The 26193-nt window shown below is 59.3% G+C and carries 25 protein-coding genes; 16 read left to right on the top strand and 9 right to left on the bottom strand.

Going from position 1 to position 26193, the window contains the following annotated elements:
• Nucleotides 1–3: 3 nt before the first annotated feature.
• Nucleotides 4–894 (top strand): LysR family transcriptional regulator, encoded by an 891-nt coding sequence (locus ACO079_RS06245; RefSeq protein ID WP_421792604.1) that lies wholly within the window; start codon nt 4–6, stop codon nt 892–894.
• On the opposite strand, the gene ACO079_RS06240 is transcribed toward ACO079_RS06245, so the two are convergent.
• Entirely contained in the window at nt 895–2076 is a 1182-nt protein-coding gene (locus ACO079_RS06240; protein ID WP_421792602.1) for an FAD-dependent oxidoreductase, read from the bottom strand.
• A 94-nt stretch (nt 2077–2170) separates the two neighbouring features.
• Between ACO079_RS06240 and ACO079_RS06235 the strand changes: the two genes are divergently transcribed.
• Both ACO079_RS06235 and ACO079_RS06230 read left to right on the top strand, forming a co-directional pair.
• Nucleotides 2171–2980, top strand: coding sequence for a hypothetical protein (locus ACO079_RS06235; protein WP_421792600.1), 810 nt, complete (start codon nt 2171–2173; stop codon nt 2978–2980).
• A 36-nt stretch (nt 2981–3016) separates the two neighbouring features.
• Nucleotides 3017–3826: a tetratricopeptide repeat protein gene (locus tag ACO079_RS06230; protein WP_421792598.1), complete on the top strand. Its 810-nt coding sequence runs from the start codon at nt 3017–3019 to the stop codon at nt 3824–3826.
• Here the strand turns inward: ACO079_RS06230 and ACO079_RS06225 are convergent.
• A complete protein-coding gene (locus ACO079_RS06225) occupies nt 3823–4740 on the bottom strand; it encodes a thioesterase family protein (RefSeq protein ID WP_421792597.1) in 918 nt (305 codons plus the stop codon). The genes ACO079_RS06230 and ACO079_RS06225 overlap by 4 nt on opposite strands.
• 28 nt (nt 4741–4768) lie before the next feature.
• Nucleotides 4769–5206, bottom strand: a complete 438-nt coding sequence (locus ACO079_RS06220; protein ID WP_421792595.1) for a transcriptional repressor — start codon at nt 5204–5206, stop codon at nt 4769–4771.
• Between the two features lie 106 nt (nt 5207–5312).
• On the opposite strand from ACO079_RS06220, the gene ACO079_RS06215 reads away from it, so the two are divergent.
• The 3 genes from ACO079_RS06215 to ACO079_RS06205 all read left to right on the top strand — a co-directional run bounded on the left by ACO079_RS06215 (nt 5313) and on the right by ACO079_RS06205 (nt 10614).
• On the top strand, nt 5313–7505 hold the full coding sequence (locus ACO079_RS06215; RefSeq protein ID WP_421792593.1) for a TonB-dependent receptor domain-containing protein: 2193 nt from the start codon (nt 5313–5315) through the stop codon (nt 7503–7505).
• 138 nt (nt 7506–7643) lie between these two features.
• The gene (locus tag ACO079_RS06210) at nt 7644–8426 is read left to right on the top strand and encodes a SapC family protein (RefSeq protein ID WP_421792591.1); all 783 of its coding nucleotides are present in this window, start codon (nt 7644–7646) and stop codon (nt 8424–8426) included.
• Nucleotides 8427–8523: 97 nt separating this feature from the next.
• Entirely contained in the window at nt 8524–10614 is a 2091-nt protein-coding gene (locus tag ACO079_RS06205) for a protein-disulfide reductase DsbD family protein (protein WP_421792590.1), read from the top strand.
• A gap of 9 nt (nt 10615–10623) precedes the next feature.
• Here ACO079_RS06205 and ACO079_RS06200 read toward each other — a convergent pair whose 3' ends face one another.
• Nucleotides 10624–11085 carry a hypothetical protein gene (locus ACO079_RS06200; RefSeq protein WP_421792589.1) on the bottom strand — a complete coding sequence of 154 codons (462 nt, stop codon included), beginning with the start codon at nt 11083–11085 and terminating at the stop codon, nt 10624–10626.
• 31 nt (nt 11086–11116) lie between these two features.
• Here ACO079_RS06200 and pgi point away from each other — a divergent pair, with 31 nt between their 5' ends.
• On the top strand, nt 11117–12742 hold the full coding sequence (gene pgi / locus ACO079_RS06195) for a glucose-6-phosphate isomerase (RefSeq protein WP_421792588.1): 1626 nt from the start codon (nt 11117–11119) through the stop codon (nt 12740–12742).
• Between the two features lie 143 nt (nt 12743–12885).
• Here the strand turns inward: pgi and ACO079_RS06190 are convergent, their stop codons facing one another.
• Nucleotides 12886–13020 (bottom strand): hypothetical protein, encoded by a 135-nt coding sequence (locus tag ACO079_RS06190; RefSeq protein WP_421792586.1) that lies wholly within the window; start codon nt 13018–13020, stop codon nt 12886–12888.
• A 97-nt stretch (nt 13021–13117) separates the two neighbouring features.
• Nucleotides 13118–14074 carry a hypothetical protein gene (locus ACO079_RS06185; protein WP_421792585.1) on the bottom strand — a complete coding sequence of 319 codons (957 nt, stop codon included), beginning with the start codon at nt 14072–14074 and terminating at the stop codon, nt 13118–13120.
• Nucleotides 14075–14370: 296 nt separating this feature from the next.
• On the opposite strand from ACO079_RS06185, the gene ACO079_RS06180 reads away from it, so the two are divergent.
• Both ACO079_RS06180 and ACO079_RS06175 read left to right on the top strand, forming a co-directional pair.
• Nucleotides 14371–15459, top strand: coding sequence for a glycoside hydrolase family 3 N-terminal domain-containing protein (locus ACO079_RS06180; protein WP_421792583.1), 1089 nt, complete (start codon nt 14371–14373; stop codon nt 15457–15459).
• A 92-nt stretch (nt 15460–15551) separates the two neighbouring features.
• On the top strand, nt 15552–16238 hold the full coding sequence (locus ACO079_RS06175) for a hypothetical protein (RefSeq protein ID WP_421792581.1): 687 nt from the start codon (nt 15552–15554) through the stop codon (nt 16236–16238).
• Between the two features lie 63 nt (nt 16239–16301).
• Here the strand turns inward: ACO079_RS06175 and ACO079_RS06170 are convergent, their stop codons facing one another.
• From ACO079_RS06170 to groES, 3 genes are all read right to left on the bottom strand, one after another.
• On the bottom strand, nt 16302–18269 hold the full coding sequence (locus ACO079_RS06170) for a S9 family peptidase (RefSeq protein WP_421792580.1): 1968 nt from the start codon (nt 18267–18269) through the stop codon (nt 16302–16304).
• Nucleotides 18270–18396: 127 nt separating this feature from the next.
• Nucleotides 18397–20043: a chaperonin GroEL gene (groL, locus tag ACO079_RS06165; RefSeq protein ID WP_421792578.1), complete on the bottom strand. Its 1647-nt coding sequence runs from the start codon at nt 20041–20043 to the stop codon at nt 18397–18399.
• 58 nt (nt 20044–20101) lie between these two features.
• Nucleotides 20102–20389 carry a co-chaperone GroES gene (gene groES, locus ACO079_RS06160; protein ID WP_421792577.1) on the bottom strand — a complete coding sequence of 96 codons (288 nt, stop codon included), beginning with the start codon at nt 20387–20389 and terminating at the stop codon, nt 20102–20104.
• 235 nt (nt 20390–20624) lie between these two features.
• Here groES and ACO079_RS06155 point away from each other — a divergent pair, with 235 nt between their 5' ends.
• From ACO079_RS06155 to ACO079_RS06125, 7 genes are all read left to right on the top strand, one after another.
• Nucleotides 20625–21296 carry an OmpA family protein gene (locus tag ACO079_RS06155; RefSeq protein ID WP_421792575.1) on the top strand — a complete coding sequence of 224 codons (672 nt, stop codon included), beginning with the start codon at nt 20625–20627 and terminating at the stop codon, nt 21294–21296.
• A gap of 160 nt (nt 21297–21456) precedes the next feature.
• Nucleotides 21457–22668, top strand: a complete 1212-nt coding sequence (locus tag ACO079_RS06150; RefSeq protein WP_421792574.1) for an EAL domain-containing protein — start codon at nt 21457–21459, stop codon at nt 22666–22668.
• A gap of 42 nt (nt 22669–22710) precedes the next feature.
• Entirely contained in the window at nt 22711–23556 is an 846-nt protein-coding gene (locus ACO079_RS06145) for a TIGR01459 family HAD-type hydrolase (RefSeq protein WP_421792573.1), read from the top strand.
• A gap of 64 nt (nt 23557–23620) precedes the next feature.
• On the top strand, nt 23621–24058 hold the full coding sequence (locus ACO079_RS06140; protein ID WP_421792572.1) for a MaoC family dehydratase: 438 nt from the start codon (nt 23621–23623) through the stop codon (nt 24056–24058).
• A 5-nt stretch (nt 24059–24063) separates the two neighbouring features.
• A complete protein-coding gene (locus ACO079_RS06135; protein ID WP_421792570.1) occupies nt 24064–24987 on the top strand; it encodes a bifunctional riboflavin kinase/FAD synthetase in 924 nt (307 codons plus the stop codon).
• Between the two features lie 38 nt (nt 24988–25025).
• Nucleotides 25026–25547 carry a signal peptidase II gene (lspA, locus tag ACO079_RS06130; RefSeq protein WP_421792568.1) on the top strand — a complete coding sequence of 174 codons (522 nt, stop codon included), beginning with the start codon at nt 25026–25028 and terminating at the stop codon, nt 25545–25547.
• A 68-nt stretch (nt 25548–25615) separates the two neighbouring features.
• Nucleotides 25616–26146, top strand: coding sequence for a DUF3035 domain-containing protein (locus ACO079_RS06125; RefSeq protein ID WP_421792567.1), 531 nt, complete (start codon nt 25616–25618; stop codon nt 26144–26146).
• Nucleotides 26147–26193: the final 47 nt, after the last annotated feature.

Raw genomic sequence — 26193 nt, 5'->3', positions numbered from 1 at the left:
CCCATGGACCGCATCGATACTCTCCGCCTCTTTGTTTCCGTCGCCGAGCTGGGCAGCTTTACCAGGGCCGCCGACCGTGAAGGCATTACGCCGGGGGCGGCCTCCAAGCAGATTACGGCGCTGGAAACCCGCCTGCAGGCGCGGCTGCTGGAGCGCACCACGCGTTCTGTCAGGCTGACCGATGCCGGGGAAGCCTTGCTGGAACGTATCCGACCCTGGCTGGCTGAGTTCGAGGTCATTGAAGAAGGCTTTGCCGAGGAAAACGCGGCGCCGGCTGGTACCTTACGTGTGTCTGCACCAGTCGATTTTGGTGGCAATATTCTCATGCCCGTGATCGCCGATTTCATGCGCCAGTGGCCGGGTCTGGACGTCCGTCTTTCGCTTGCCGATCGCATGGTGGATCTGGTCGATGAAGGCTATGATCTGGCGGTGCGGATCGGGCATCTGGCGGATTCCAGTCTGATTGCCAAACGGTTGGCGCCCGCCTGTATGTCGGTTGTGGCATCGCCGGACTATCTGGCTGCGGCCGGACGGCCTGAAACACCGGGTAATCTGACCCAGCATGACTGCATCATCGACCGCAACAAGCCCGCGCCCCAGCTCTGGAAATTCGAGCGGGACGGTCAAACCGAGGAAGTCAAAGTTACAGGGCGGGTGACCTTGAACGGGGCTATCGCGGCAGTTGAGGCGGCGGCGCAAGGATTAGGCATTACCTGCGGCCCGGCCTGGGCGGCGCGAGAGGCGCTGGCGGCGAAACGCGTCGTACCGGTCTTGCCCGACTGGTCACCGGACCACCGGGATTTATGGGCTGTGTTTCCGTCCAATCGCTATCTTGCTCACCGGGTGCGTCTTTTCGTCGATCATCTGGCAGCGCACTTCAAGGACGGGATCTAACTACCAGAACCATCTGCCCCTGCCGACCAGCGTCCAGGCCATCAGATTTCGGACCCCCGGCATCCGGCACATAAAGCCGAACACCAAATCCCGGATCACGCCAATCCAGTCAGCATGTCCCTGAAAAACCGGCGTCAGGGCCCAGGACATCCAGGTGTAATATCGCAGAACCGGGCGGCGGACTTTCTCATACCGGACAAAAGCCTGGCTGGGTGTTTCATCTTTCAAAGCAGCGGCAATTTCCACGCCATCGCAGATGGCCATATTCGCCCCCTGGCCCAGTTGCGGGCTGGCGCCATGGGCCGCATCCCCGATCAGCATCACCCGCCCCCTGGACCATCGGCGGCAGCGAACATCGCGATAGGCGGCCGGTGCGAAATTCTCGAGCGATGAAACATCGTTCAAGAGGTTTCGCGCCTCTGGCCAGAATGTTTCGACCTCATCGAGGAATGCCGTCAGTCCGGAGTTCTGCCATGTTTCGACATTCCGGGTTTCCAGCGACCAGAAAAAACTGATGCAGCGCGGCCCCTCGGGATGTTGCGGATTTTCTCCGGCGGGCAGAACACCGATCATGATCCGGGTGCCGGAATAGACCTGGGCCAGCCACCGCTCCTCATGCCATTGGCCATCTGTGTCCGGCAGGATCGTCCAGACGGCCCCCCAGGGATATTCCGGAGCATGAGCGTCCGGATCAATCTGGGCCCTGAGCCGGGAGTGCGCGCCGTCGGACACGATGACAAGGTCGAAGGAGTCCGATGTGTCGCCATCAGCGAACTGTAGCACTGGGGTCTCGAAATCGGTGATCGCCTCGACTTCGCGCCCGGTTTCAACGTGGACACCAGCCTTGAGTACGGCCTCATACAGCGCATTGAACAGGCTGCCCCGGTGAATTCCGATCCCGGTATCGCCGGTGCGGCCATACGCATAGCGGAGATCCATGATCAGCCGGCCATCCGGGCGGCGGCCGACAAGACCGTCAATCTCGGCGCCTTTTTCCTCTATTCTTGATCTCAGCCCCAGTTTCTGCAGCGCTTCCAGCCCGGTGGGCTGTAACAGGAGACCGGCACCCAGCGGCTTGGGTTGGGCGAAAGCTTCGAAGATCGTGACCTGATGACGATCGCGCGCCAGCTGGATCGCGCTGCTCATCCCGCCCATTCCGCAACCGACAATCGCGATTTTCATTCCGGACCCCTCGCGCGCGATTCCTCAAACCGCGTGCACTTTCTGGCACGACATGGCAATATGCCCAACCAAGGGGAAATGTCGGGGGATGAAAATGATCCGCTTACTAATCGTTCTGACCGCAGCGGCCAGTCTTGCGGCCTGTGCAACGACCAGTGCTGAAAACAGCCTGGCGATCTCCACATTTGACTATGAACCGGCGCGATCGAGCGATCTGCCTGACAGTCATTTTGGCTATGAGCTGGTCGGCGAAGCCGGCTGGGCGGGCCAGATGACCTATGCGAATTCAGGCGGCGAGGTGGCCGTGGACTTTGTGTCAAACGCGGGTGGGGACCAGCAAACGGCCGAACTCGCGATGGAAGAGCCGTATCTGAACGGCGGTGTCCGCCGCTTTACCGGATCAACCGAGGCCGGCGCGGATATCTTTGTGATGTTGCAGGCCGGGCCGTGCGCTGCAGGGGATCACACCTATTTTGCGACCATGGTCATTGGTGATGTTCAATACCGGGGATGCGCTTCAGAGAATGCGGCAAACGACCGGTGGACGAATTATCTGGACGATTGGATGCCGGCGATCGATCTTTGTGTGACAGAGCTGCGCAGTCAGGCGGAGCATGTGACCTATGCCTACTCAACGGCAAGCGGAACGGCGGTCCGGCTGGCTGACCATAACGGAAATCGCTGGGAATGCGTTACGATTGAAGACCGGCGGATCAACGCGGTTCGCAGCCTGAGCGCGGTCGATGTCATTCTGGGCGAAGCTGACCCGATCTTTATTCGCTCGGAGATGCCGGCTCAGGGTGATGCCTGTTACATTTATGAGAGCGTAAGAACGGCCGAAGGGACGTTGATCGGTGCCTTTGGATATGATTCCTGCGCCGGGCCGCGCGCACCTGTCAGTTAGGCATTCATTAACCGGCGCGGCGCACCTCTCTGACGTATGCGCCAGCGCCTCTTGTCCTTGGGAATTGCAGCGGTCCTGTGTGGACCGGGCTTCGCGGATATCCGCGATGTCAGGGACCTGTCTGCGCCGGGCCAGCCAGCGGTCTTTGTCGGGTTCGACCGGGCACCGGATTTTCGCGAGATGGAATTATCCGGGCAGGAATTAACGCTGTATATGGACGCGCCGACCGGGCCTGCCCGGCGGATTGAACCGGTTCCAAATGACGTGGTGTCTTCTGTGGCGGCCGAGATGACGGAGATGGGTTACCGCATCCGCATCGGCCTGACCGGACCTGCCAGCGAAATCGAGATTACACCCACGCAGACCGGGCTTTTATTGACATGGCAGGCCGGGGCGCTGAACCCAGCTATGCCTGAATCTGATCCCGCCGAGCCCGTCATCGCGGCAACGACGCCTGCGCAGCCGGCCCGTAGCCAGGCGGGAGCGTCTGATACAGAAACCGCGCCGGTACCGGCGGCACTGGTGACTGCCAATTCTGCCGCGGGTGGGGAATGCTCCCGGGCTGCCCAAGCTGTTGAGGCCGATCCGTGGGACCTTGAAGCCCTCACAGCACATGGCGGTTGCCTTCTGGAAAACGGGTCTGCCGACCAGGCAATCATTCATCTTGAACGCGTTGTCGCCTTTGAACCGGGCCGGTTTTCAGCCGTTATGGCTTTGGCGCAGGCGCGAGAGCAGCTGGGCGAAACCACCGCTGCAATTGCGCTTTACGAGCAGGCGGCCAGCATTGCGGCTACCGATGGGGAAGCGGTTGCCGCCAGGGCACGCGCGCGGCGGCTGACGAACTAGATCACCAGTCCCGGTTTTACCGACGCGGTCAGCTTTTTCCGGGCTTCATCATCCGCCTTCAGGATTTTGCGGGCCTCCAAATCCATAATGGCTGCAACGCCTTGCATGGACCACATCAGTTTGCCATCCGCCCGGAAGACCCAATGGACGATGCGGCGAATATTGGCATTAAAATCCTGAACCCCTGATCTCACCACATAGCCCTGGCCCACTCGCGGCCAGCGGCGCGCGCAGATCCGGCCTTCCAGAAGCACCCCGCCGACCCGGCCGCCGCCGTCTGCGTGATCTGCGGTCTGTTCGGGAAAAGCTTCCGAAAAATTTGCCGCCGAATTGGATATCTTGCCCTGAAAATGCTCGGGCATCATCATCCCGAACGCATCGCAATCTTCTGGCAGGATGCGGCCTCGTCCGATTTCTGTCAGGCCCAGGGCATCGGCTTTCTGGATGTGGATGCGTTTGGCCGGAGCGCCGATATCGATACTGCGTGGCTGGCCTTCTGCCGGAGGGTCGATGCGGTAGCGTTCAAGGGCTTCGCGAATGCGGATAGGCCAGTCGAATGCGCCGCCTTCTCCCGGGACGGCATGCATGAGGCGAAGCGTGAAGGCCGCCGCCATACGTCCGCTGGCTGAATGTTGAACGAGCAGCGCAATCTCCGCAGACTGACGCGCAATCGCGGTCACGCCTCCGGAAATATAGAGCGGCGCACCGGGGTGGGCCTCGGCCAGATAGCGGATCCGGATATCCTTGGGCCGGAGGGTCGATGTTGTGCCAGGCTGAAAGGCCTGTGGCATACCGATGCGGTCGGCCAGATCTGCAACCGCCTCCCACGATTTTGCCAGATAAAAACGAACATTGAGGTGACCCAGCTCGTCACATTCCCAGGCATTTGCGCATCCGCGCCAGAGCTCAATCATGCCGCCCCCCGGTCAATCAGCCCGAAATCTAGGAAGCAGGCTGGCAATCTTTGCAAACGCCATAATGCTCCACCACCGACCGGCTTGTCGTAAAGCCTTCAGGGGCATTTTGCGGCTGAGGTGCCCCGTGTTTTTCAGTGACGTTGCCACAGTCGCGGCAAATATACAGTTCCGCGCCGCCATCATCATGACAATGGGCGCAAGCAATATAGGCGTTGAGCGCCTCCACCTTGTGCGCCAGACCCACCTCCATCAGGAAGTCCAGCGAGCGGTAGACGGTCGGCGGTTTTGCCGACTTGTCCGAAGCCCGCATCTTGTCGAGCAGGTCATAGGCTTTCACCGGCTCGCCGGCCTCTACCAGAAGCGCCAGCACATTTTGACGAAGCGGCGTCATGCGGGCACCGCGCTCTGCGCAGTGCTGATCGGCGTGCCTGAGGGCGGAAGAAACAGAATCACGTTGGGTCATGTGACGACTAATTAATCCAGAAAGACTGAGAAAAGCGAGCCCCGAGGGTTGATCATGTTAGTTATGTTATAATATCACGTCCGCAACCCAGCGGGAGTTTATGAAAATGCGTGCTTTGCGTTACGGCGTTTGCCTGGTCGCCCTGACATCTGGAGTTGCGGCTGCTCAACAGCAAAATGAGGTGGCCGATACTATCGTCGTCACTTCTTCGCCGATCGGCGTATATGCTGATGAAGTTGTTGGTTCTGTCGATGTGGTCGATGCCGATCATATCGAGGAAAATCTTGCCGGAACCATTGCCGACACCATCGCGCATGAGCCCGGCGTCACGACCACATTCTTCGGCCCGGCCTCCAGCCGACCGGTTATTCGTGGCCAGGGAGCTGAACGGGTTCGTATTCTGGTCAACGGTATAGGCTCGCTGGATGCGTCTTCTTCCAGTCCGGACCACGCCGTATCATCCGAAGCCCTGGAAGCCCAGCAAGTCGAAATCCTACGCGGACCGGCAGCGATCGCCTATGGTGGCGGGGCTGTTGGCGGCGTCGTCAATATCATTGATGGACGTGTCCCGGACTCGCACCCGGAAAATGGTGTTGAAAGCCGTTTTTATGTCGGCGCAACAAGCGTGGATGACGGCCATCAGTTTGCAGCCCGCTCGCGGTTCTCGGTGGGTAATTTTGTTTTCCACGTCGAAGGCCTTCAGCGGGCCTCCGAGGTTTATGAAATTCCCGGCTATGCCGAGTCCGCTCTGCAGCGCGCAATGGAAGAAGACCATCACGACGATGACGATCATGATGATCTCGGCGTCAGCATCGCCTTTGACGATGATGATCATGATGATGACGATCATGATCACGAGGAAGAGGAAGAGGCCTTCGGCTTCGTTCCGGATTCCGACCTCGAGTTTTCGAGCGGTTCAGCCGGCGTCTCCTTTATCAGTGACTGGGGCTTTATCGGCGTAGCCTACCGGACCAGTGACGGCGAGTATGGTCTGCCGGGTCATTCACACGGGCATGGCCATGAAGACGAAGATCACGACGATGATGATCATGACGACCATGATGATCTCGGCGTTTCAATCGGCTTTGATGATGACGACCATGACGATGATGACCATGGTGACGAGCATGGCGAGGAAGAGAGCGCGCGTCTGGTGGTGACCCAGAACCGCTGGGATGTTCGGGGCAATGCCGAATTCGCCGGTGCGCCCATCGAGCAGGTCCGGTTCTCCCTGGGGATCGGTGACTATCGCCACGTTGAATTGGAAGGCGGTAGCGTTGGCACCGAGTTTACCAATGATAGCTGGGAAGGCCGTGTCGAGCTGCGTCACCGGCCCATCGGCGATGTCGAAGGCGCTTTCGGCCTGCAGACATCAAACCGCGATTTCGCAGCCATAGGCGCCGAGGCCTATATCCAGCCAGTCGAAACCCGGGATGTCGGCTTGTTTACCGTCCAGCGCTTGGATAATGGCGATTGGGGTGTCGAAGGGGGCGCACGGTTTGAATCGCGTGAAGTCGAAACGGCAACGCAATCGCGTTCCTTCGACACGTTCAGCCTTTCAGGCGCAGTGTTCACCCGCCCGCAGGACGGACTGTTCCTGGCGGTGACCGGTGCCCTGACCGAGCGCGCGCCAACAGATATTGAACTGTTCGCAAATGGTCCGCACCTGGCCACTCAGGCATTCGAGGTCGGTAATGCCAACCTGGATGCCGAGCGGGCGGCCTCGCTCGACTTTACGGCCCGGTGGGAAGATTCCGTCTGGTCGGCAGAAGGCGCGGTCTTCTTTGCCGCTTATGACGGCTTCATTGGCCTGTTCCCGACCGGTGGAGAACAAGATGAGCTGCCGGTCTTCAACTACGCTCAGTCCGACGCCAATCTGTGGGGCTTTGAAGGACGCGTTGGCCGCGAGCTGGGCGCTGTGGAAGACTGGATTTTCCGCGGCGAACTTACCGCGGAATATGTCCGCGGAGAGCTGGATTCCGGTGGTAATCTGCCGCGCATTCCGCCGCTGGGTGTCAGCGCCTTGGTAGAAGCGGAACGCGGCATGTTCACAGCCAATCTTGAAGTCGCCTGGACCGCCGAGCAGGACGAGGTCGCCAATTTCGAATTGCCGACCGACAGCTTCACGCTGGTGAATACACGGCTTGTTGTGCGCCCGGTTGAGGGCCGCGATGTCCGCTTGATCCTGGAAGCCCGTAACATCACCGATGAAGAAGCCCGGCTTCACACCAGCTTCCTGAAGGACCTGCTGCCTTTGCCTGGCCGGAACTTCCGCGCCGCACTCAGCGTGGGCTTCTAGGCGTCTTCCAAATGCCACACTTGAGACCGTCCGGCAGCTCGCCGGGCGGTCTTTCACTTTCCCTGTGCGGTCACGCGTTGTGATACCGGCATCTATTCGCTATTTACCGCGGCAACTTGCAATCTAGAGGACGAAGTCATGGCTGATGCTTCTGCCACCCCCCCTCAACTGACCGGTCAGGTGCCGATGTACAAGCGGCCTGAACCGCTGAACAAGGAAAAACACCGCAATTACGGCATGTCCGCTCCCGCCCGGCCGTTCGGCTTTCTGGCGGATACGCATTTCGTGCCCGCGATTGTTGGCGAATTTCCGCTCTATGCCGGGCATTTCCCGGTTATTTTCCTGGGCGAGAAAAAAATGCCGGTCGTGGTGATGGGCCTGCGCAACGGTGAAAACCTGTTCGTGACCGAAGATGGCCAGTTTGATAAAGACGCCATGCTGCCGGCTTTCGTGCGCCGCTACCCGTTTGTTTCGGCCGCCAATGGTCCCGATCAACCGGCGACGGTTTGCATTGATATGGAAGCAGACGGCATTGGCGAGAATGCCGACATGCCGTTTTTCGACGCCAATGGCGAACCGACCGAAGCCCTGCAGCAATCGATTGATTTCGTCAGCGCTTTCGAAGCGGACGCTCGCACGACTGAAACTTTTGTCAATCGCCTGATCGAGCTGGACCTCTTTGAAGACAAAGACGTCACGCTGAATGATCCGAACACCGGCCAAACGCAAAAAGTGGCCGATTACTCGGGCATTTCGGAGCAAAAGCTGAATGCGCTGCCGGATGAAACCTACATGCAGTTGCGGACTGACGGTTACCTTCCGGCGATCTATTGCCACCTGATCTCACTGAACCGCTGGGATCGGATTTTGAACCGGGCTTTCTTGCGCCAACAAGCCGCAAACAACCAAAAAGCTCAGTAACGACCGCGTCAAACGCTGTTCACAAAGGTGCGAGAGGGCTACCCCCCTCTCGCACTTTTTATATATGTCCCTGAAAGTCTGCTACAGGTGCCGGGACATGATCCGTCTTTTATTGAGCCTCATCGCGTTTATTGCCGCGCAATCTGCTGCGTCCGCCCAAACCACGCCAGGGGGGATGTCGGCCTTTGGTCAGGAGGCGATGGTCGATACCCGTCTGGTTTCTGACCATGTCACCGTCACGGCTGGCCAAACCTTCTATGTGGGCCTTGCCATGGAGATTGAGCCGGGCTGGCACACCTATTGGCGCAATCCCGGCGATAGTGGTGAACCCACCCAGATCGACTGGACACTGCCTGAGGGCGTGACGGCGGGCGACATCATCTGGCCTGCCCCGACGGCTTATGCCTTTGGGCCGTTGATGAACTATGGCTATAGCGATCAGGTGGTTCTGCCGGTTCCGATCACAGTATCAGAGGGTTTCACTGATCGTTTTCTGGAGCTGGATGCGGACGTTACCTGGCTGGTTTGCGAGGAAGTCTGTATCCCGGAGTCGGCCGAGCTGGATATTTTCCTGACGGTTAGCGGCGAAGCTTTCGCCGATGATGCCGGCGCCACGCTCATTGCGACGGGCTTGCAAGCCGTTCCAGACGCCAGCGACGTGCAAGCGGGCATTGCGCGCTTTGCGCAAGCCTTACTGTTGACGGTCGCTCAGCCGGAAGCCGGTGAAATCCGCAATCCGGCTTTCTTCCCTTACTCGAGCACTGTGATTGATCATGCCGCTGTGCAGCCGGAATTTGTCGGGACAGACGGGCTGGCGCTGAAGCTGACGCCCACGGCGGAAACCCGATCGGGCCTGACCTGGGCACCGCAGGGGATCCTGACCTATGAAATCCGCAATCCGGGTGAAGCATGGCGTACGCGGGCAATCGAAATCACTCCGGAGCCCGGACAGAGGGTGATCGAGGTGCCCGCCGACGCCTTCTCCGAACCTTCCGTGCCGGTCACGCTTTCCGGCCTTGCCGTGACGCTCTTCCTGTCTCTCATTGGCGGGCTGATCCTCAACCTGATGCCTTGTGTTTTCCCTGTCCTGTCGATCAAAGCGCTTGGATTTGTCGAGCGGGCGCATTCTCACCCCGGCGAACTGCGCCGTCATGGCTTGCTGTTCCTCGCAGGCGTATTGATCACTTTTCTGGCGCTTGCTGGCGTCTTGTTGCTTTTCAAGGCCCTCGGAGATCCGATCGGTTGGGGTTTCCAGCTTCAAAACCCGGTTGCGGTGGCGATCCTCGCGCTCATCATGTTTGCGATCGGCCTGAATCTCGTCGGCCTGTTTGAAGTTGGAACCAGCCTGCAAGGGGTTGGTTCTCAATGGTCAAACCTCGGCGGTGAAGCCGGGGCCTTCATGACCGGACTGCTCGCCGTTGTCGTGGCCGCACCATGTATTGGACCATTTGCCGCCGGAGCGTTGGGACTGGCTTTCTCCCAGCCCGGCTATGTCCTGGTGCTCGTCTCCCTGATGTTGGGGATCGGCCTGGCACTGCCCTATCTGATCTTGTCTTTCTTCCCCGGTCTTCTGAGATGGTTGCCCAAACCCGGTGCTTGGATGGAACGGTTCAAGCAATTCCTCGCTTTTCCGATGTTTGGTGCCGCGATCTGGCTGGCCTGGGTGCTCGCCATTCAGGGCGGGCCGCAAGCTGTCCTGATGTTGCTGATCGCCTTCCTGGCCTTCGGTTTCCTGGTCTGGACCCTCAAATATCCGGCGCTGCTGGCCCGGATTTCGGCAATCGCCGGCGCGCTGGTGCTGGTGGTGTCGGTTTATGGCGTCTCCCGCAGCACGGTGGCAGGCGAATATACCGGGGAGCCCTGGTCACAGGAGCGCGTCGAGATGCTGATTGCAGAAGGCCGCCCGGTCTTTATCGATTTTACCGCTGCCTGGTGCGTTAGCTGCCAGTTCAACAAGCAGATGACGCTGGGTTCGCAGCAAGTTCTGACCGCTTTTGAAGAAAACGATGTTGTGGTTCTGATTGCCGACTGGACCAATCGGGATGACCGGATTGCCTCGGCTATTCAGGGCTATGGAGCGGCAGGAATTCCGCTCTACGTCTATTATGCGCCGGGCGCGAGCGAGCCAGAAATTCTGCCACCACTCTTGAGTACAAATCTGGTAGTCGAGACGGTGAGCCGGCGCTGATCCCGCGGCTTAACGGAGAGGGCCACGCGGGCAGTCCGGGGCCACGCCGGTGAAGGGTTCGATGTCGGGCTGATCGGCGATCGGGCCGATCTGGCGGGCATGATCCATCAGATAGCGAATGTCTGAATAGGCCGTCAGTTGTTCTGCCTGAAAGGTTGCCGTCTCAAGGGTTGTGCGATGGTTGAGCGCATCTTGCGCCATCCCGCGATAGATGCAGCGCAGATCTTCCGGGCCGTCTTCGGCTTCCATTTGCAAGGAGAGCCGCATCGCCAGCCGCGAAAACTCGCCAAGCCCTGTCAGCAAGGGGTCGTCCGCGTCTGCTTGCATGGCTGTGCTCGCCGGCTGGTTCTGCGCGTCAGCGATCCGAGGAGCGAGGAGCGTGTTCACACGTTCGGCCTGATCCGCTAGCGCGGCCCCGTGGAAGGGCTGCAGGCTGGACAAGAGCAGCAATGCGGCGGAAACAGACAACATGGCAGGCCCGAGCGGCTTCAAGATTGCTGGAATGAACACCATGACAATGACGCATGAACAAGCCGTTGAAGCGGTGCTCGCCGCGGAAAAGGCCGACAAAGGCCAGGATGCACGGCAATTTCTGAGCGAAGAAGCGGATCGTGTCGCCACCCTGTCTTTTGAGGCGGCCGGATTGTATTTCGACTTTGCGAAGCAGGACATCTCAAAGCATTCGCTCGGCGCCCTAGTGGAGCTGGCGAGGGTTGTTGATCTGCCGGGCGCGTTTGACCGCCTGTCGAACGGTGAAATTGTCAACCAGACAGAAGAACGGGCCGCTCAGCACATAGCGCTTCGTCAGGCCGGTAATGACGGCGTCGCCCGGGCGGCTGCGGCGGCCGAGCTGGAGAAGGTTTATGCTTTTGCGGAGGGTATTCGCAGCGGTGAGGTTAGAACGCCCGGCGGAAAGACGTTCACGCATATTCTTCATATCGGGATTGGCGGATCGGATCTCGGGCCGCGCCTGATCTATGATGCGTTGTCCGGGCTCGGCGGGGGGCCGGAAGTCCGCTTTCTGTCCAGCGTAGACCCCACAGCCTTCCAACGCGCCGTTCTGGACTTGAACCCGTCGACAACGCTTGTCTTTGTGGTGTCCAAGTCGTTCAGCACACCGGAAACGTCACTGAATCTCAATGCCGCGATGGGCTGGCTAAACGAAGCGCTGGGTGAAGCGGCATCAGGGCATTTGGCGGCAGCAACGTCGCGCCCGGAACTTGCCGCACAAAAGGGCATCGCAGCTGACCGGGTTTTTGAAATGTGGGACTGGGTTGGTGGACGATATTCGCTCTGGTCCAGCGTGAGTCTGAGCGTCGTCGCCGCGATCGGGAAAGACGCGTTCCAGGCCCTGCTGGACGGCGCCCGCGAGATGGATAATCACGCGCTTTCAGCCCCGATCGGGAAGAATTCACCCATGCTGGCGGCGCTCGTGCAATTCTGGCACCGGCGGATCAAGTGCCGGTCCAGCTGGGCCGTCGTGCCTTACGCGCGGGATCTACGCTTATTGCCGGCCTGGATGCAACAATTGTCGATGGAATCGCTTGGCAAATCCGTCGATGAAACAGGCCGCGCTATCGATGATGCCGCCGGGCCGGTTGTCTGGGGCGGTGAGGGGCCGGACGGGCAGCATGCCTATTTTCAATTGCTGCATCAGGGACGCGAATCGATACCCGTCGACCTGATCGCTTTTACCTCAGGAGGTCAGCCGGATCATCGCGCAGCCTTGATGTCGAACGCAATTGCGCAGGCCGAGGCACTGCTGACCGGACGCTCTGCGGCCCAAGCGCGCGCGGAACTCGCGGACCGCGGCATGCCAGACGATAAGGCAGATACATTGGCTCCGCATATGGAGATGCAAGGTGGGCGTGGATCGACTTTCATCCTGGTAGACCGGCTGGACGCGCGCAGTCTTGGGGCCTTGCTGGCGCATTATGAGCACCAGACCTATGCGCTGGCAAAACTGTTTGGAATCAATGCGTTTGATCAGTTTGGTGTTGAGCTGGGCAAGCAGCTGGCGGCGCGTATCGAGGACGAGCTGACGTCAGACCGCACCAGTGCTCATGACCCGTCGACCACAGCGCTGCTCGCCCGCACGAAACGCCTGATCCGTGGGCAGGGGGATTGAGGTGCTTGACGTCCCCCGAATATGACGGCAGATTAATGAACAGGACGGGACCTGACCGTTTTGTCCTTCGGCGTTTCGGGGAGGAGACGCCTCAATCGACCAAACAATTACGGGCCGGTGCTTCGCCGGCCCGCTTTTTTTGCTCAATAGAATTCCGGTGGTTCATTCCCGTCGCGCTGTGTTGTCGCGGTCTGGTCTTCCGGAACGCTTGCGCAGGCGATCACGCTGGCTGCTGACAAGCTGATGAACACAAGTGTGATTAATGTTTTCAATCGCATCTTTGGGGCTCCCTCTCATTGACGTCTGAACGCCTTCGGTGTGCCCCTTCCCGGATTGCGTGATGGCGGCCCTCCCACCGGCCGCCGGTTGATATGCCTAGTCCTCGCGGTCTTCGCCGAAATGGAGGTCCAGCGTGCGATTGCTGCGCCCGCCTTCCAATCGTTCGATTTCAAGACGGTTGAGCCATTCTGTCCGGGCATCGCCCTCCAGCTCCTCACCATCAATCCAGACGCGATCTTCGCCATCACGGGTTTCGATCCGGATGCGGTTAACACCCGAGGATCGTAATTCTTGCATCACATCCTCATTGATGATGTTGGCACGCGCGTCGCGCCGGGCTTCACGTGCTTCGCGATGGGCCCGCCGGACTTCGTCGCGTGCATTCTGGAGCTCGATCCGCATGATGCGGCGCGCTTCACTGCGATCTTCATTACCTTCGGCCATCTCACGGCGCACTTCGATCATCGCAGAGCGCATGTCTTCGCGCGCCTCGGCTAGCTCGCGGCGAAGCTCCTCGCGTTCTTCCTCGGTCAGCTCGCGGCGTTCGCCATTGACGATCACAACGCGCCGGTTTTCCAGGTCGCTGAGTTCATTTTCAAGGCTCGCCATAGCTTCGCTCAGCCCATCAACATGCATTTCTTCCATGATGATGTGCATGTCTTCGAGCCGGTCGAGCTCGAGTTCAATCTGTGCTTCGACTTCAGCCAGGTGCAGCGTGTGATCCGCATCGGTGAACACAAAGGAATGATGCCCGTCATCAGTGAAAACATAGGAATTCTGGTCGCTATCGCCGTGCCAGGCGAACACCTCGACGTCGCCGCCGCGGATAATCACGCGCCCGTCCGCGAGGGTTTCAACGGAGTCACCATCGATGATGATTTCACCGTCGCTCACATCAACATCGATACCGCGGATGAAAATATTCCGGGTCTGTTCACCGTCCTGCTGAACCACAATCCGGACATCATCATCCTGGCTGGCCATGGCTGCGGTGGAGCAGGCGGCGGCAAGCAGGGCGGTGCCCGCGACCGAAAGGCTGAGTAGTTTTTTCATGCGTCCCTCCAAATTGGTAACCTGAAGTTGGCAGGGCGCGCCTTACCGCGAGTTGTGCCGCAAGCTGAATTTTTCGTCATCATGGAGGGGATGCGGCGGCGCATGGGGAATTCGGGAAGCACGCGCCGCCGCGGGAAGGGGCCTTTCATGAAGGCGTGGCTAACGTGGCGAACGCCGCCTTACCGGCAAATCGCCGCCATGTGACGAATTGGACAGGCACTGTTCATGATGCCGGTGTGAAGCTTGCAGGATGAAATACGTGCCGTTTAATGGCGGCACGTTATCTGGAGACGGTGATGAAGCGGCGGACTTTCCTTCAAGGCATGATGGCAACCGGGCTGGCGGCTCAGGCTACGCCGGGCTTTTCACAAACGCCGCACACCTTGCGCGAAAAAGCGGCCCGCATGCTGATGCTCGGCTTTATCGGCGACAATACTGATACGGATGGCGCGCAGATTGTGGCCGACCATCTGCGCGAAAGCCGGATCGGCGGCGTGCTCTTTCTTCGCCATAATGTGCGCTCGCGCGAAGGCGTGGAAGGCATGACCTCGCTGTTCTCGTCAATCTCGCCCAATGCCTGGATGGCTGTGGATCAGGAGGGCGGGGCGGTTCAGCGCTTGTCCAGCGATCTGGGCTATACAGCCATTCCACGCGCCTTTGTGGTCTCCGAAGAAAATACGATTGAGGAGGCCCGCGCGCTTTACGCTGCGGCTGCGGCGGAATTCCGGGCCGCCGGATTTAACCTGAACCTCGCCCCCGTGGCGGATTTTCAGGACGACGAGAATGGCGTCATTGGACGCTGGGGACGGGGCTATGGTGCCGACGGGGTCCGCATTGCTGATTATGCAGGCGCGTTTATCGAAGCGTTTGAAGCGGCGGGCGCGGCCTGTTCCATCAAGCATTTCCCCGGCCATGGCACCTCCTCAGGCGACAGTCATTATGGCTTTGTTGATATCACCCAGACCTGGAGTGAGGCCGAGCTGGCCCCGTTTGAACGCCTGATTGAAACCGATCATGCCCATCTCATCATGGGCGGACACCTCACCCATGAAGGGCTCGATCCGGCAGGAGATCCGGTCACATTCTCCACGCCAATTCTGGGCGATCTCTTGCGGTGGCGCATGGGCTATACGGGCGCGCTGATCACCGATGATCTCGATATGGGGGCGATCCGCGAAAATTATGATCAACGCACCGCGGTGATCCGCTCCATCCAGGCCGGCAATGACATCGTCATGATGTCCAATTCCGCAGCGCCCGATCCTGAGCTTCCGCAACGCTTCGCCGACTGGGTAGAGGAGGCGGTCGCCGCCGGTGAGCTCACCGAAGCCCAGATTGACCTGTCCATGGCACGCCTGGATCAGCTGGAAGGGTATGTGCGGTAGGGCAGGTTGCGTCCCCGCACGAAAGGGCGGAGTCCCCACACGATTGTCTTTGGTATAGTCCCGGAAAGCTGTGACAATTGCGGGAGGCCAAGATGGCGCAAGAGACAATGCCCGAGCGCGAACCGAAGAAAACCACGACGATCGAAATCCGCTTGTCGCATGAGGACAAGCAAGCCTTTTTATCGGCTTGCCGGTCTCGGAGTGTTTCCGCCAGTGCAACCTTGCGCGAGTTCATGTCGGCCTACACGGCGCGCCATTCGCGCGCACCGGTGTCTTTCCTGATACAGAAAGGTCTTCAAATGGCTCGCAAACCGGCTGTCGGTATGAGTGCGCTCGTTATCGCAGCGCTGTCTTCCACTTATTTGCTGTTCGGAACATCCGAGGTGGTCGCGGACGATGTTGAACTGATGTTCGAGATCAATATTGAAACGCCGGACAACGAGCAGGAAGTCGGCTCCCTGATCAACCTGGATTTTGGCCGGCCGGAGGCTTTCCGCCTGGCCCCTTCAGAGGATGAAAGCGGGTCGTTTTTCTATGAGGTTTCGGTGGCGGCCCGGCCCTGTGAAATCAATGGCGAAACGCATTGCGCCAGCGATAATGTCCAGATTGACGTCAACATCGTCAGAAATGACGAAAGCGGTGCAAGCGTGATCGCCCAACCCCGCCTGCTGACGCGCTATGGCGGCTCTACCCGCATACGGGTAGAGCCGGTGGATGGGCTTTCGATCCGGGTGGAAGCCTACGCGGATCGCGTCCAGCGGCCAGACTCCGACAGCTGACTGCGCAAAGAAAAAGGGCGGCTCGTTTGAGCCGCCCTTCTTGTTGGGCTAGGTGACGCCCGGCTATTCTGCCGGTGCGTTTCCGCGAAGGTGCTCTTCAAGGAAAGTCACATAGGCGTTGGACGCTGTGATGCGGTTTTCCTTGCGGGCAAAGCCATGACCTTCATCGGGGAAGAGGACGTATTCCACGGGCACACCATTGGCGCGGATGGCTTCAACCAGCTCATCGCTTTCCACCTGCAGAACGCGCGGATCATTTGCGCCTTGCACGACGAGCATAGGCCGGATGATGTTTTCGGCATGGAAGAGCGGGGAGATGGCGCGGTGGCGTTCGGCATCCGTGGCCGGGTCGCCCATCTCATCATAGAGCGCATCGCGGAAGGCTCCCCACCAGGGCGGAATGGATTCCAGCGTGCGGACCCAGTTGGTGACACCAAAGATGTTGATGCCGACCTCAAAGGCTTCCGGATGGAAGGTGAGGGCAGCCGCCGTGATATAGCCGCCATAGGAACCGCCAATCACGCCGACCTGATCTTCATTGACCCAGTCCAGCGAGCGTAGCCAATCGCCTGCGGCAACCACGTCACTCAGATCGCCTTCGCCATGCTGGCGGTCATCCATGTGGAAGAAGGTTTTGCCATAGCCCGAAGAGCCGCGATTATTCACGGCGTAGACGGCATAACCATGGTTCACCAGGTGCTGAATGGTGGCGGAATACCCGATCCGGCTTTGCCCGCCGGGACCGCCATGCACCCAGACAAGCGCAGGCACAGGATTGTCCGCGCTGGCCTGTAGCGGGCGGTACATGATGCCTGGAATTTCCAGCCCGTCGAAGCTCTCAAACCGTTCAACGGTGGCGGCCACCAGATGGCTTTCATCAATCGCCGGATTCAGCGTGTCGGTCAGCTGGCGGTGTTCCTGTGTTTCCAGATCCACCCAATGGATATTGCTGGGCGAGGTGGAAGAATTGAGGATGAAGGCAATCTCGCTTTCATCGCGGGAAAAGCGGACCGAGTTGATGGCGCCTGCGGGTAATTCCGGCAGGGCCAGCGGTTCGCCGGTTGTGGTGTCGGTAATGGAGACAGCGGTGCGGCCATCCTCATTCACGCCCACCACGCGATAGCGTCCGGATCGCGAATGCGAGACATACATGACATCCCAATCGGCCTCGATCAGCGGCGCATGCTCACCGGTCTCCATGGTGTAAGTCCAGGCCTGATTAAACTCACCATACTCATTGGTGGCATAGACCAGGGCTGAATTGTCCGGCGTAAAGCCATAAACGCCATAGGCGATATTGCCTTCATGCTCTGTAATCAGATGGGGTTCGGTGCCCGGGGATTGCAGATCCACCAGGAAGATATTGGCATCCGCCGAGCTGACATTCTGGACCATGGCCACATAGCGGCCATCGGAGCTCATATCGCCGATTTGAAGGCCTTGCGTGTTTTCGAACGTCATCACCGGTTCGAAGGACACGGTGTCATAAGCATAGATATCGAAAGCCGCTGGATCGCGCTCATTCGTGGCGACCCACATTTCACTGCCATCATCCGACCAGCCCATGAACTGAGCTTTCAGATTGTCGCCGGGCGTGATGTCGAACAGCTCACCGGATTCATCGCGCACATAGATGTGGTCGAGTTCATTCCCACCTTCATCGGCGTTTACAAGAATGCGGTCGCTATCCGGCATCCAGGTGATGGCATAGGTCGCATCCGTTTCAGACGTGGTGAGCGCGATCTTTTCGCCGGTCGCAATATCGATGGAATAGGCGTTGAAGACGCCTGTCTCATCCGAGCTGACCAACAGCCGAGTGCCATCAGGTGAAAAGGCAAAGGACGATCCGCCACCGGCCAGACCGACGCTGGTCGTAGCGTGGAAAGCTTCCGCGTCATAGGTCGTGAACTGGGCAGCAGAGGCGTCTGTCGATTCCGATCCGGTCTCGTCCACAGGTTCAGAAGGCGTCCCGGATGGGCTGCAGGCCGCTACCAGGCCAGAGGCAATGGATAAGGCAATCAGTCGTTTCATATCGTGTCTCCCCACGCGTTCGGCGCAATCCTAACCAAGCCCACCAAAAGTCCAAGAGGCGCAAAGAAAAAGGGCGGCCCGTTAGAGCCGCCCTTGTCCATTCAGGCCGGATGTCCGGACTGCATGATTACATCATGCCGCCCATGCCACCCATTCCGCCCATGTCACCCATATCCGGGCCGGACGATTCTTTCTTCGGCTTTTCGGCCACGGCGGCTTCCGTCGTGATCATCAGGCCAGCGATAGAGGCTGCGTCCTGAAGCGCGTGACGGACCACTTTGGCCGGGTCGATCACACCGAAGGTGAGCATGTCGCCATATTCTTCGGTCTGTGCGTTGTAGCCGAAGGTCGCGCCTTCGTTTTCCAGCACCTTGCCGACCACGATGGAGCCTTCAACACCGGCGTTCTCAGCGATCTGACGGATCGGAGCCTGCAGCGCGCGGGCAATGATGCCAACGCCCTGGGTTTGATCCGGATTTTCGCCTTTCAGACCGTTCAGAGCAGAAGAGGCTTTAAGAAGCGCAACGCCGCCGCCCGGAACAATGCCTTCTTCCACCGCAGCGCGGGTGGCGTTCAGGGCATCATCGACGCGGTCTTTGCGCTCTTTCACTTCCACTTCGGTCGCACCGCCGACTTTGATCACGGCAACACCGCCCGCCAGCTTGGCCAGACGCTCTTGCAGCTTCTCTTTGTCGTACTCGGACGAAGAATCTTCGATTTGCTTGCGGATCTGACCGACGCGCGCTTCGATGTCGTCCTTTGAACCGGCACCGTCGACGATGGTGGTGTCGTCTTTGGTGATGGTGACACGCTTGGCGGTGCCGAGCATGTCGAGCGTGACGTTTTCGAGCTTGATGCCGATGTCTTCGGAAATGACCGTGCCGCCCGTCAGGATGGCAATGTCTTCCAGCATGGCTTTACGGCGATCACCGAAGCCCGGGGCTTTGACAGCCGCGATCTTCAGACCCCCGCGCAGCTTGTTGACCACGAGGGTGGCCAAAGCTTCGCCTTCAATGTCCTCGGCAATGATGAGGAGCGGCTTGCCCGACTGAACCACGGCTTCCAGGATCGGCAGCATGGCTTGCAGGGAAGACAGCTTCTTGTCGAACAGGAGGACGAACGGGTCTTCCAGCTCGGCCTGCATTTTTTCTGCGTCGGTGATGAAGTAAGGCGACAGGTAGCCGCGGTCGAACTGCATGCCTTCGACGACGTCCAGCTCGGTTTCCAGCGACTTGGCTTCTTCAACCGTGATGACGCCTTCATTGCCGACTTTTTCCATCGCCTTGGCGATCATGTCGCCAATCTCTTTTTCGCCATTGGCAGAGATGGTGCCGACCTGAGCGATTTCCTCAGAGCCTTTGATCGGGGTGGAGGAGGCTTTGATTTGCTCGACGACCTTGGCGACGGCTTTTTCGATGCCGCGCTTCAGGTCCATCGGGTTCATGCCGGCAGCGACCGACTTCATGCCTTCGCGGACGATGGCCTGGGCCAGAACCGTGGCGGTCGTGGTGCCGTCACCGGCCGCATCGTTGGTTTTCGACGCGACTTCGCGCACCATTTGCGCGCCCATGTTTTCGAACTTGTCAGACAGTTCGATTTCTTTTGCGACCGAAACGCCGTCCTTCGTGGTGCGCGGGGCACCGAAGGATTTTTCGATTACGACGTTGCGGCCTTTCGGGCCGAGCGTGACTTTCACGGCATCAGCCAGCGTATCGACACCCTTGAGCATGCGCTCGCGGGCATCAGCGGAGAATTTCACTTCTTTGGCAGCCATTTTTCGCTTCCGTTTTTCTGTGATGTCTGAAGGAGTGTCTAAGAGCGGCTAACGGCCGTTAGCCCATGATGCCGAGGATGTCGGACTCTTTCATGATGATCAGCTCATCACCTTCGAGGGTGACTTCGGTGCCGGACCATTTGCCGAACAGGATGCGGTCGCCGGCTTTCACGTCCAGCGGACGCACCGACCCATCATCCTTGATGGCACCGCCGCCAACGGCGACGACTTCGCCTTCCTGCGGCTTTTCTTTGGCGGTGTCAGGAATGATGATACCGCCCTTGGTTTTTGCTTCTTCTTCTACGCGCTTGACAAGCACTCGATCGTGCAGCGGACGAAATGACATTTTCAAACCCCTGTTTGGATAACCGAGCCGGTTAGCACTCTCATGCCCCGGCTGCTAACGAGGCGCGAGATAGGCATCTGGAATAGGTGCGTCAAGAGGGTCAGCCGCAGAAACCTTTAGCGGCGTTACGCGTTCATATTCATCTGTGGTTCACGAGCCCACCCACAGTTTTGTCATCGTCTTTTCGCCGCACTCAGCCTATAGTGCGAGGCGAGAACCAGATTGGAGTTGTCACATGATTACCCGCGTTGTTTCTGTATCCGCTGCTGCCTTGCTGCTGGCCACGGCCTGCACCACGACAGATCCGTACACCGGTGAAACCCGGGCCAATAACACGGCGCGTGGCGCGTTGATCGGCGCGGGCCTTGGCGCGGCACTGGGATATCTTACCAATACAAATGATAGTGAAGAAGGCCGGACCAATGCTCTGATCGGAGCCGGGATCGGCGCGCTCGCTGGCGCGGGCATCGGCAACTATATGGACCGCCAGGAACAGCAGATGCGCGAAGCGCTGCGCGACTCAGGCGTTGGCGTGCGCCGCGAAGGTAATGACCTGCGCCTGATCATGCCGGGGGATGTGACCTTCGCCACGAATTCGTCAGATATCGAGCCTCGCTTCTATACGGTGTTGAATGACGTCTCTGACATTCTGAATCAGTATCCGGCGACCTATGTCGATGTGATTGGTCATGCCGATTCAACGGGTGCGGCTGATTATAATCAGGCGCTGTCGGAACGCCGGGCGCAATCTGTGGCCGGCTATCTGATTTCCCAGCGCGTGCTACGGGACCGGTTCTACGTCGCCGGCCTGGGTGAAAGCTCGCCGATCGCCTCGAATGATACGCCGCAAGGCCGTGCCGCGAACCGCCGGGTCGAGATCCGCATCCGTCCGCACGTGGCGAGCTAAACGCTCTGACATGACAACGAAAAACCCGGCTCCGGCCGGGCTTTTTTGTTGGGCGGCGAAGCGGCCGCGTTAATTCGTTAACGATCTGACAATGCCGGGCAGGTCAACGTAAGCTCGGGTTAATCGAACTGATTCGCCTTGAGTTTGCTTTGGACCGCCCATGCCGCGCGTATCGGACATTCTGATCGTACTGACCTACGCGATGATCGCTATCGTTGCAGCGTTGGCGTTCGAGCGCCTGGGGCTGATGTCGACCTCCTTTGCCTGGATGATGGGCGCCGTGGTCTTCCTGATCGCGGGGCAAGCCCATTCGGCTGCAGCCCGATCCATCGAACGCAAGGAGTTGAGCGATGAGATCGAGGCGCTGAAGGCGTCCAATCTCGATCTCGCCGAGGAAATGGAGCAAGCCCAGGCCCGGTTGGACGAAATCGCGGAGTCCATCCGCGCGGAAGCGGCGCAAAGGGAAGAAACCCTGACCAATGAAGTCCGCGTGCTCGAGGATCTGGTCAAGCGTATGGGAGGCGCAAAATCTGCCACGCCCGCACCGCATACATCTTCAAACACCGGTGACAGCATAGACATTGATACGGTCCGCGATGCTCTGGCGGCCAACCGGGTGGATCTTTACCTCCAGCCCATTGTCTCGCTGCCGCAACGCAAGACCTATTTCTATGAGAGCTTTTCGCGCCTGCGCGACCGCGCCGGACGCATTATCGCGCCGGCTGCGTTCATCCGTGCGGCTGAGGAAGCCGGCCTGATGGCCGAGGTCGACAATCTGTTGCTGTTCCGGTGTGTTCAGATTGTCCGGCGCCTGACCCAATCCGATCGGCGGATCGGGATTTTCTGCAATATTTCCCTGCGGTCACTGGCGGACGAAGATTTCTTCCCGAACTTCCTTGATTACATGCGCCGCAATTCGGACCTGGCGAGCTCGCTGATTTTCGAAGTGCCACAGGCGGCTTTTGCCGCCCGGTCGACGGCGGCGGCGCGGAACATGGCGCGGCTGGCGGACTATGGCTTCCGCTTCTCGGTCGATCAGATGGTCGATCTGAATGCCGACTTTACGGACATGCAGCGCGCAGGTGTCCGCTTCACAAAGGTGGAAGGGTCGCGCCTGGTCAATGCTATCCGGAATGAAGAGCCGATTGGTGGTCTGGAAGCCGGCACCATACCCGCTGAAGATATTCCCAGCCTGTTTGCGAAGTACGGGCTGGACCTAATCGCCGACAAGATCGAGCAGGAACAGACCGTCATCGAGCTTCTGGACATCGATATCGGCTTTGCCCAGGGCCATTTGTTCGGCGAACCCCGTCCGGTTCGTGATGAAATCCTGGACGAGACGGTTGCGGAACCGATCCGGCGTTCGGCCTGATAAACGCTTGCATGGTCGTCCATCCGGGCTAGTTAGTGCGGCATGAAATCTGCGCCGCATCTCTCCCGGATAATAGAGCCGTACTCCGCCCTGTTCTGTGATGTGTGGGGCGTTATTCGCGATGGTCACGCTCTCCTTGCACCGGCCGTCGAAGCCCTGCAGAAGACCCGCACGACGGGACGACCGGTCATTCTGGTTTCGAATTCTCCCCGGCCCTTTGGCGAAGTTGCACGGCAGCTGGCCTATATGGGCGCGCCGGTGGATGCCTGGGATGGCATTGTCACCTCGGGGGATGCGACGCGGTTGGCGCTTTCACGCTATGCGCCGGGACCGTTTTTCAAGATCGGTCCGGATGGGGGCGATGACCGGTTGTATGACGGTCTGGATCTCTCGTTTCGTGACCCGGCATCAGCCCGCGCCGCCGTTTGCACCGGGCTGGTGTCGTCAATCGGCGGACATCCTGATGACTATACAGACCTGTTCGAGGACCTGATCGCGCGCGAACTGCCCTTGATTTGCGCCAATCCGGACATTGTCGTTCAGGTCGGGGATGATCTGGTCTGGTGTGCCGGGGCGCTGGCCAGGAAGTATCGCGAGATGGGCGGCAATTGCGTGATTTCCGGCAAGCCGCACGCACCGATCTATGAACTTGCCTATGACCAGCTGGCCGAAAAGGGCTGGCAGGGCGAGCGTAGCAGCGTTCTGGCCATAGGCGACGGGCCGGAGACCGATCTGGCAGGCGCAGAGCGGATGGGGATTGATGCCCTGTTTATTGCTGACGGCATTCTGGGACGGGATCTGGCTGGCCGCGACGAAGAGGCCGCCCGCGCCATTCTGGCGGAATACGACACGCGAGCGAGTTGGCTCGCGTCACGTCTCGTCTGGTAAGTCGGCTGGACAGATGGCCAGCGGTGCCGTCTAAAGATGCGCATCGATCCGGCGGAGCGAGGAAATGAAAGCACCGATCCCTTTGGAAGATCTTTATGTCGGCCAGTCCGCCGAGATAACGCGCATGGTTGAAGATGAAACGGTGCAGGCCTTCGCTGAAGTGTCGGGCGATCACAATCCGCTCCATCTGGACGAAGCCTTTGCACGAAAAACGCCCTATCGGGGCCGCATCGCCCACGGCGCACTGATTGCGTCTTACCTCTCCGGATTGCTAGGCAATGAGTTGCCGGGGCCGGGATCGATATTCGTCAGCATGGACCTGGGTTTCCGGCATCCGGTCCGCATTGGCGATACGGTCGTATCGCGCGCGGAGGTCACCGGCATTGATCTGAAAACCCGCATGGTGGAGCTCCAGTGCAGCTGCCGTGTCGGAGAAAAAGAGGTGATGTCAGCCCGGGCGTCCGTCATGGTCCGGACCCGCAAAAAGAAAGCTGCCGGCTGATCCCGATGCAGATTGTGACCGGCGCACCGACGGCCGATCTGGCCCCTTGCGTGTTGGCGCTGGGCAATTTCGATGGCGTCCATCTCGGTCATCGCGTCGTGCTGGATGCGGCGCTTAGGAAGGCTGCGGAGCTGGAAATATCTGCTGCCACAGCGGTATTTGATCCGCATCCAAGACGTTATTTCCAACCGTCGTCTGCACCATTCCGCTTGATGGATGACCGCCAGCAGGCCGATGCGCTTCGCCAGCTGGGCTTTGACCGGCTTCACGTTCTGCCATTCAACGCGCGCATGGCAGCCATGATGCCAAGAGAATTCGCCGAAACGGTTCTCACGGGTTGGGCCCATGTCCGGCATGTTTTTGTGGGCGCCGATTTCGAATTCGGGAAAGGCCGCAGCGGGGATGTAAAAATCCTCACCGGCATTGGTGAACAGATCGGGTTTGGGGTGACGGGCGTCGAATTGAAACAGGAAAGAGATGGCAAAATCTCCTCCAGCCGGATTCGCCAATTGCTGGCAGAAGGCGAGATAGGTCAGGCCAATGCGTTGCTGGGTACGCCCTGGACTGTTCGCGGGGTTGTTCAGCAGGGTGATCAACGTGGCCGTACGATCGGGTTTCCGACCGCGAATATCGATCTGGGCGATTATTCGCGGCCGAAATTCGGCGTTTATGCCGTGCGCGCGCAATTGGATGATGTGCAGCTGACGGGCGTGGCCAATGTTGGCCAGCGGCCAACGGTCGAGGGTGAAACTGAACGGCTCGAGGTTCACCTCTTCGACTTTTCCCGCGATATTTACGGGGAAGGCCTTGATGTCGAGTTTCATGCCTTCCTGCGGCCTGAACAAAAGTTCAATGGACTCGACGCGCTAAAAGCGCAGATTGCCAGGGACGCAGATAAAGCGCGCGCGTTGCTGGCGGCAACACCCTGACATCTTATCCCGCGTGGGACCCTGGAGTAGTGAGTGATATGTTTGAAAGACGGCGGTCCAGATTGATACCGGTAGTGGGCTTCGGTCTGGCAATCTTCATCATCGCGCTCGATCAGGCCACTAAAGCCTGGATGCTGTATGGGTTGGACCTGATCAATCAGCTGCCCGGTGACCGCGTGGAGGTGTTTTCTTTCTTTCACCTGACCATGGTCTGGAACCGCGGTATCAGTTTTGGTTTTCTGCCGGCCCAGGCCGTCTGGCAGACCTGGTTGCTGATCCTGTTCTCGCTTGCCGTTTCCGGTTTGCTGGTGGTCTGGATGCGCGATGCGCTGCGCTGGCTGCAAGCCAGTGCCTATGCATTGATTATCGGGGGCGCGATCGGCAATGCCATTGACCGCGCCATTTACGGCGCTGTTGCTGATTTTCTTGATTTTTCAGACCTGCCGCTTCCCTTCGGATTTGAGTTCGGCTGGGTCTTCAATGTTGCGGATGTGTGTATCAATATTGGTGTGGCCGCCTTGATCCTGGATCTTCTGCTGAATGACCGGGGCTCAAGGTGACGGGCAGGCTAGCCTCGCGCCGCGCTATTCGATACATAACCTCTCGACGCGTACTCAGGAGCAATGCCATGCGCCAATGTTTGACGGTTATTGGAGTCACCGCTGCAGCGATCGCCCTTTCGGGCTGTGCCGGATTCGGCGGCGGAACATCGGAGCCGGATGAATTCCGCGTTGTGACGATTGCGCCTTTGACCGTGCCGCCGGAATACAATCTGCGTCCGCCGCGTCCCGGTGAGCCGCGGCCTGAGGAGATTTTCCCGGATCAGGCTGCCCGCGCTGCGCTGTTTGGTGCGCGGGGAGATTTCCAGGGATCCGACGGAGAAGCCTTGCTCGTGGCCCGCGCTGGCGGTGGTGAAGCCGACCCGTTTATCCGTGCCATTATTGACGGCGAATCTGCCGCCATCGTCCGCAAGGACAGGGCGTTTGCTGACCAGATCCTGTTCTGGGGCGAAGGCCGTGAGGGCATTGGTGAAGATGCGATCGTGATCGATGCCGAGGAAGAGGCAGAGCGCTTGCGGGCCATCGAAAATGTGACAGGTGGTGGAGAGGTCGAGATCGAGCGCGACCGCAACACAATTGGTAAGTTGCCCGGCCTTTAGCCACACCTAATTCAGGCGTCTCCTTGACCTGACAGGACCGAATCCCG

Origin of the sequence: Hyphobacterium sp. (assembly GCF_965228115.1) — a bacterium.
Lineage (GTDB): Bacteria > Pseudomonadota > Alphaproteobacteria > Caulobacterales > Maricaulaceae > Hyphobacterium.
Note: the sequence above shows the minus strand (reverse complement) of the source record. Positions and strands in the feature narration are given on the sequence as shown.